5 protein-coding genes are annotated in these 7,299 nt (G+C 58.8%); 4 read left to right on the top strand and 1 reads right to left on the bottom strand.

Features of this window, described 5'->3' with window-relative positions:
• Nucleotides 1–480: 480 nt before the first annotated feature.
• Nucleotides 481–1,608 carry a cytochrome P450 gene (locus GBC55_RS26665; RefSeq protein ID WP_162439970.1) on the bottom strand — a complete coding sequence of 376 codons (1,128 nt, stop codon included), beginning with the start codon at nt 1,606–1,608 and terminating at the stop codon, nt 481–483.
• Between the two features lie 82 nt (nt 1,609–1,690).
• Here GBC55_RS26665 and GBC55_RS26660 point away from each other — a divergent pair, with 82 nt between their 5' ends.
• From GBC55_RS26660 to GBC55_RS26645, 4 genes are all read left to right on the top strand, one after another.
• Complete coding sequence (locus GBC55_RS26660; RefSeq protein ID WP_162439971.1) at nt 1,691–2,455, top strand: winged helix-turn-helix domain-containing protein; 765 nt, start codon at nt 1,691–1,693, stop codon at nt 2,453–2,455.
• A 77-nt stretch (nt 2,456–2,532) separates the two neighbouring features.
• On the top strand, nt 2,533–5,118 hold the full coding sequence (locus GBC55_RS26655) for an EAL domain-containing protein (protein ID WP_162439972.1): 2,586 nt from the start codon (nt 2,533–2,535) through the stop codon (nt 5,116–5,118).
• A gap of 111 nt (nt 5,119–5,229) precedes the next feature.
• Nucleotides 5,230–6,450 carry a putative DNA modification/repair radical SAM protein gene (locus tag GBC55_RS26650; RefSeq protein ID WP_162439973.1) on the top strand — a complete coding sequence of 407 codons (1,221 nt, stop codon included), beginning with the start codon at nt 5,230–5,232 and terminating at the stop codon, nt 6,448–6,450.
• Nucleotides 6,447–7,289, top strand: coding sequence for a TIGR03915 family putative DNA repair protein (locus GBC55_RS26645; RefSeq protein WP_162439974.1), 843 nt, complete (start codon nt 6,447–6,449; stop codon nt 7,287–7,289). Before GBC55_RS26650 ends, GBC55_RS26645 begins: the two co-directional genes overlap by 4 nt.
• The last annotated feature ends 10 nt before the right edge of the window (nt 7,290–7,299 follow it).

The raw sequence follows: 7,299 nt of genomic DNA, 5'->3' as shown, positions 1-7,299 counted from the left end.
GTTGCTCGAGATGACGGCCTTACAGCCGATCGATATTTTCCTGATGTGCCCGGATCAAACTGTGGGAGCTGGCCTGCCGGCGATGGCGGTTTCTCAGCCGACGGGTATTCCCCTGATGTACCCGGCTCAAACTGTGGGAGCCGAGCTTGCTCGCGATGGCGGTCTGATTGGCGGTGAGATTTTTGCAGGTGTACATATCCATTCCTGCGGTTACGGCTTCTATTGGTTTCGCTTTTACAGCGAGTCACTTGGAACAGCCCCAAGTAACCAAAGGCTCTTGCCCCTTTCGTCCGGTGCCTCGCCTGGGCTCGGCATACCCTCGCTCCGGTCCTGCTCCGTGGGCCCGCCGCGATCGGCCATCCATGGCCGTGCGCGGCTAACCCGGCATCCATGCAGGGTTACCCACTGCGCAGAACCTGCGCTCGGCCTACCGATGGGGCAAGAAAATCAAAAGCAGATCAAAAGCCAAAGCGAGGCGGCTCAGTTGCCCGGCCACTCCTTGAACAATGGAACACGCCCATTAACCGAACGCCGATACTCCCAACTCAATCGCCCCAGATCAAGCTTCACCGCCAAAACCTCCCTCACCGTCGCGGCGGCAATTCTCAATGCCAGCACCTGCCCCGGACACTGATGACTTCCCGCACCAAAAGTAAAGCTTCTCCGATCCGTACGCTCAAGCACGAACACATCAGGATTGTCGTTTAACCATGGATCCCGATTGGCTGACGCCAGCAGCACCAGGATCACATCCCCGGTGTTCATGCTGACGCCATCGATCTCACAGGGTGCGGCGACGAAGCGGCGGGTGTTTTGTACCGGTGGATCGAATCGTTGGGTTTCGGCGATCAACTCGTCGATCCCTGTTGAATCACGGGGCAGCGCCGGATCTCGAATCAGTGCCAGCAAGGTGTTGCCGATCAAGCCTGCAGTGGCGTCATAGGTTTGTGAAAACAGTCCGATCAGGTTGGCGATCAGCTTTTTCGGGGTGGCCTCTGTCGCGGCGAAGCGTTGGCGGATGCCCGCTAGCAGGGCGCTTCGGTTGTGCGGGTCATCCAGCAGTTCTATGAAGTAACCGTTGAGCTGTTCGGCTGCGGAATGTGCCGCTGCCAGTTGCGCTTGATCGCTGAGGGGCGACAGGCAGGCCACGAAGTCGGCTGTCAGAGCACTGATGGTCCGACCCTGAGCGGGGGAGAAGCCCAGTAGCGCCGCGACCACGCAGACCGGTCCACGGAACATGGCGTTATGCAGGCCCTCAGCGTCAGGCGTGATCAATCGAGCGGCTATCAGTGTTTTTACTTCGTCCAAATCAACCAGCGCCAATCCGGGTTGAATCGATGACCTCGGGCAGCGCTGGCGTTCGCCGTCGTTCATGCGCATCAACTCAGCGAAGACGTTCCCGGCCATCCCGCCGACGAGTGCCTTGGGCACGGGTTCATCGGACGGGCGAACATGACAATCAGGATGCGCCAACACTGCAGCCACCGCCCGGGCGCTGCTGGCCAACCACAGGTTGAGCCCTTGATGGAATACCAGTCCGCCTTCGGCGCGCAGTTGTGCGTAGTAGGGATAAGGATCGGGATGAGTCGCAGCGATGATCGCGTCCATGGGTCGCAGCCTTGTTCTGAGGTTGAAAAGTGTTGCTACTATCTTCAGTTCGGAACGGTCTTGATTCGTCCGGGAGCGAAATATGAACGTAGAACACCATGACATCGGCATCTCCCACGTCGCCGCAGCCATTGCGGAGCCGGCACGCACGAAAATCCTCTGTTCATTGATGGATGGCCACGCGCGGACCAGCACCGAGCTGGCGACGATTGCCGAGGTCAGTGCGTCCACGGCCAGTGCGCATCTGGCCAGGCTCAAGGAGCTGGCGCTGGTGCGGTTGCACGTTCAGGGGCGGCATCGTTATTACAGCCTGGCCGACAAGCGTGTGGCCCAGGCGTTGGAAGCGTTGATGGTGATCAGCCAGAACGCCGCGCCAACCTTCAGTCCGCGTACGCCGGATCGCCTGCAATTTGCCCGCACCTGTTACGACCACATGGCCGGTACGCTGGCGGTGCTGATGCATGACCGGATGCTCGAGGCGGGTTGGCTGGTGGCGACCGACGATGAGGACTATCAGTTGAGCGAGCAGGGCGAAGGGGCGTTCGAGGGCATGGGCATTGAGGTCAAGGCACTGGCTCTGTTGCGCCGTCGATTTGCTTGTCCCTGCCTGGACTGGAGCATGCGGCGCCCGCATCTGGGCGGCGCGCTGGGTGCGGCCCTGCTGCAAACGGCGATCAAGCGCAAATGGGTGACGCAAGATCTGGACAGTCGGGCATTGGCGTTGACTGAGGTGGGGCGCAAGGCAATCAGCAGCCGGTTTGATATTGAATTGCCCTCTCAAGCGAGAGCCGCTCAGGTCTTGCCAGACGAGGCAAAACGACGCGTCACCGCCAGTTCCACACCTTAGGCGCTGTCTCATCATTTTGCTAACGCAGCCGATAGCCTCTTATGTCACCGAATTGCTACATCAATCAGAAGGCAGCCATGACGCCGAAACACGCCTCAAGCGATGTTACCCGCGCCGATACCACGAGCTTGTCGCTGGCGCGAACCTCGCTGCTCAAATTTGTGGGTTTATTGGCCGGGGTGTTTTTGCTCGCCGGCCTCTCACTATTTTATCTGGCCCGTGACCTGGACCGGACGGAACAGCTGGAAAGTGCTTTCTACACGCAGAAAGCCGTGCAGGCGCTGGAAAAAACATCACGCTCGACCATCAAGGATTACGCATTTTGGGGCGACACTTACCGACATCTGCATGTCGAAGTGGACACCGACTGGGCTTTCACGCGGCAAAATGTGGGACCGACGCTTTATACGGATTTCGGATTTCGGGGGCTGTTCGTTGTCAACGATGCCAATCGCACGGTCTATTCAGTCGTTAACGGTGAGCTTGAGGCTGTAGCAGTCGAAGACTGGCTCCAGCAGTCCATGTCGGACATTCTCGATAAAGCCCGCGCAGGGGCCGAAACTGAAACGACCATTACAACTTTTATAAACGTGGGAGGGGTGCCAGCCCTGGTCGCAGCCGCCGCGATTACACCGGGCACCGACCCGACAGTGACGCGTGATGACCGGCTGCCCTCGGTGCTGATATTCGTAGACTTTCTGGACCGCGCCAAGCTCGAGTCGATAGGCAGTGATTTCGGCGTGGAAGACTTGCACGTCGCCACTGACGATGAAATCGGCGGGGCGCCAGCCTTTCCATTGGGCGCAGACGGTTCCGCCGGCAGTTTGCGCTGGACGCCGGAAAAGCCCGGGCGGCGATTACTGGGGACAGGATTGCCATTTATCGGTCTCGGTGCACTTCTGGTGTGCTTTATGACTTTCGTCATTTTGCGTCGCACGACCGCAGGGGCACTCGCGCTGGACGCGAGCTACGCCTCTCTGCAGAACAGCCAGGACTCGCTCGCCATCAGCGAAGCACGGTTTCGTGACGTGGTTGAAGCCAGTTCAGACTGGGTGTGGGAAATTGACGAGGACTGGCGTTTCACCTATTTGTCCGAACGATTCGAAGTCGTCACCGGGCTCTCCAGGGCCGCCTGGATCGGTCAGGCGATCAACGATCTGTTGAGCACTGAACTGGGGTCGTTGTCCCAGTGGCTCGCTATCCCGAATCGACGCCCTGATATCAGCCTTCTGTGTCAATACGTTGATACCAAGGGGCGGGAGCGCATCACGCGGCTTTCAGCGCGAGGTATGCCGAATAAAGGGTTCCGCGGCACGGCGACTGACGTGACCGAAGAAGTCGAAGCCCGCAGGCGAATCGAGTTTCTCTCTCAGCACGATGCCCTGACCGGATTACCCAACCGAACACGTCTACGGGAGTTTCTGGACGGTAAGCTCAAGGCGATGCCGTCCGTCGAGCAACCTTTGGTGATGCTCAGCCTGGATCTGGATAGATTCAAGCCGGTGAACGACTTGCTCGGGCATGCGGCAGGGGACCTGGTACTCAACGAAGTGTCGAGCCGCCTGGCAGACTGTGTGCGTCACGGGGATCTGGTTGCTCGCGTTGGCGGCGATGAGTTCGTGCTGATCCTCACCGACATGAGCTCCCAGGAGGAGGTCGAGGCACTCTGTCAGCGCCTCATAGACTCTATCGAAGGTCCTATAAGGATTGACGATCAGGAAGTGTTCGTCAGTGCCAGCATGGGGATTGCGATGGCACCCAACGACGCCTGCGAGGCTGCCGAACTGCTTCGCTATGCGGATATTGCACTGTACGAGGCAAAGTCCGGAGGTCGGAACACCTGGCGATTCTACGCGGGCGATATGAACATCCGGATAATCGAACGCCGGGGTCTGGAAAACGATCTGCGATTTGCCATCAAGCACGGTGAACTGCGGCTGCATTTCCAGCCCCGCTATCGAATCGCTGACGGTCAAATGATGGGCGCCGAAGCGTTGGTGCGCTGGCAGCATCCTGTGCGAGGTTTGATACCACCTGACGTGTTTATCCCTATTGCCGAGGAGTCCGGGCTAATCCTTTCCCTGAGTAACTGGGTGCTTGATGCGGCGTGCAGTAGCGCTGCACGCTGGCCAAAAAATCTGTTCGTGTCAGTCAACCTGTCACCGACCGAATTCAAGCGCGGCAATCTGGTGGAGCGGGTTCAGAAAGTGCTGCACAGTTCTGGAATCAACCCTGCCCGAGTTGAGCTTGAGATCACTGAGAGCGTCATGCTTGAAGACACCGAGGGTGCTCTTGGGGTGATGCACACACTGAAACGCCTTGGGTTGCGGATCGCCATGGACGATTTCGGGACGGGTTATTCATCGTTGAGCTACCTTCGGGCCTTCCCGTTTGACGGGTTGAAAATAGACCGCAGCTTCCTGAGCAGGCTCGACGAAAGCGACGATGACAAGGCTATTATCCAGGCAATCGTAGGGCTGGGGCGCGCGTTATCACTTACGGTCACGGCGGAGGGCATCGAAACGGCCGAACACCTGAACTTGCTCAAAACCGTCTCGTGTGACGAAGGTCAGGGGTATTACCTGAGTTGCCCTCTGGATGACAGTAAGTTCAATGCACTGGTTGGCATTGCTGCCAGTGCCGATGTCGAGAACAGCGTGTAACGCGCGTTTCTGACTTCAACGAACCCACAATCAGACCAAGGGCAGTTTGATGGCTTGTTCCTGGGGTATCTAACCTATACTGTATATCCAAACAGTAAGTGGCGTGCCCCCATGGAACTCATCGACAAACTCAGCATTCTCGCCGACGCCGCCAAATACGATGCGTCCTGCGCCAGCAGTGGTGCACCGAAGCGCAGTTCCGAGGGCAAAAGTGGTGTGGGCTCGACCAACGGGATGGGCATCTGCCACAGCTACACGCCAGATGGGCGCTGCGTATCCCTGCTGAAAATCCTGCTGACCAATTTCTGCCTCTATGACTGTCAGTACTGCGTCAACCGCCGCTCCAGTGACGTGCCGAGGGCGCGGTTCACGCCAGAAGAAGTGGTCACGCTGACCCTGGATTTCTATCGACGCAATTGCGTCAGCGGGTTGTTTCTCAGCTCGGGGATCATTCGTTCGGCGGATTACACCATGGAGCAACTGATTCGGGTGGCGAAGTCGCTCCGTGAAGACCATGAGTTTCGCGGTTACATCCACCTCAAGACGATTCCCGAAGCCGACCCGGCGCTGATCGAGCAGGCCGGGCGCTATGCCGACCGGCTGAGCGTCAACATCGAGCTGCCCACGGATGCCAGCCTGCAAACCCTGGCCCCGGAAAAACAGCTGGGCTCGATCAAGCAGGCGATGCAAACCATCTATACCGGTGTCCAGACCGTGTTAAACGAGCCTAGATCGCCGAAGTTCGCCCCGGCCGGGCAAAGCACCCAAATGATTGTCGGCGCCGATGACACCGATGACAGCACCATCCTTCACAGTGCCCAGGCGCTTTACGGCAATTTCCGTCTGCGCCGTGTGTATTACTCGGCATTCAGTCCGATCCCCAACAGCCCCAAAAGCGTGCCGCTGGCCGCGCCGCCCCTGATGCGCGAGCACCGTCTCTACCAGGCCGATTTTCTGTTGCGCAGCTACGGTTTTACCGCCGGTGAGCTGTTCAAAGGGCCCGGGCACCTGGCCTTGGACATTGATCCCAAGCTGGCCTGGGCGCTGGAGAATCGCGGCGTTTTCCCGCTGGACCTCAACAGTGCCGAGCCCTCGTTGATCGCGCGCATCCCCGGGATAGGCCTGCGCACCGCCGAACGGCTGGTGGAACTGCGCCGTCAGCGCCGCATCCGCTATGAAGACCTGGCGCGCATGCGCTGTGTGCTGACCAAAGCCAAACCCTTCTTCATCACCAGCGATTACCATCCGCAGCAGGCCGAAGTCACCAGTCATTTGCTCTATCAACAACTGCGCGACCGGCCGCAGCCACAGCAAATGGGGTTGTGGGGATGATCCATCTGGATTGCGACGACCTGTTCGATACCTGGCGCGGGCAGGCGCGCTGGCTGCTGAGTCATGAAGTTGATCCGAGCCAGGTGAGTTGGGCCAGTGAGGGCGTGTCGGATTTGTTCGGCAGCGATGACGTGCTGCCCAAGACACAGGGTCCGTTTCTGGCTCGGATTCCGCGAACGCTGCTCGACACGCTTGAGCGCGCGGCGCGTTATCGCGGCGATCAGCGTTGGAGTCTGCTGTATGAAGTACTGTGGCGAGTCAGCCATGGTGACCGTACCGCCATGATGGCAGGTGATAAGCTCGGCAGTGAATTACAGAGAAGAATCAAGCAGATACAGCGTGAATCTCATCATCTACATGCATTTGTAAGGTTCGTTGCGTTGCCTGAAAATGAAGGCCCGCAGTACGTGGCCTGGCATGAGCCGGCCCATGACATCCTGCACAGCGCCAGTGAACATTTCATTGGTCGCATGGGGCGCGACCGCTGGATGATCGCAACGCCCAGGGACGGTGTTTACTATGACGGCCAGCAGTTGATCCACCAGCGCCAGTGTCCGGTGGAATGGCAGCAGCTGGCGCAAAACGTCGAAGACCCGCACAGCGTCATGTGGCTGACGTACTACAGCCACATCTTCAACCCTGCACGGCTCAACCCCACTGTCATGCAAGGGCATCTGCCGGCACGATTCTGGAAGAACCTGCCTGAGGGGGCATTGATCCCCGGGTTGATTTCCCAGGCGAGAACCGGCAAGCAGCAAGACGGCCAGGCCAGCGGAATCAAGGGTAGGGCGGGTAAACGCATCGGGGCGGGCGCCCACAAGCAAGATCAGGGCTCATAAAAAACCCTCC

Source organism: Pseudomonas sp. TNT3, assembly GCF_010095445.2.
GTDB lineage: Bacteria > Pseudomonadota > Gammaproteobacteria > Pseudomonadales > Pseudomonadaceae > Aquipseudomonas.
Note: the sequence above shows the minus strand (reverse complement) of the source record. Positions and strands in the feature narration are given on the sequence as shown.

Coding starts and splice junctions, on each gene's coding strand:
- GBC55_RS26665 (WP_162439970.1), bottom strand. CDS start 1,608: ATGGACGCGATCATCGCTGCGACTCATCCCGATCCTTATCCCTACTAC.
- GBC55_RS26655 (WP_162439972.1), top strand. CDS start 2,533: ATGACGCCGAAACACGCCTCAAGCGATGTTACCCGCGCCGATACCACG.
- GBC55_RS26645 (WP_162439974.1), top strand. CDS start 6,447: ATGATCCATCTGGATTGCGACGACCTGTTCGATACCTGGCGCGGGCAG.
- GBC55_RS26650 (WP_162439973.1), top strand. CDS start 5,230: ATGGAACTCATCGACAAACTCAGCATTCTCGCCGACGCCGCCAAATAC.
- GBC55_RS26660 (WP_162439971.1), top strand. CDS start 1,691: ATGAACGTAGAACACCATGACATCGGCATCTCCCACGTCGCCGCAGCC.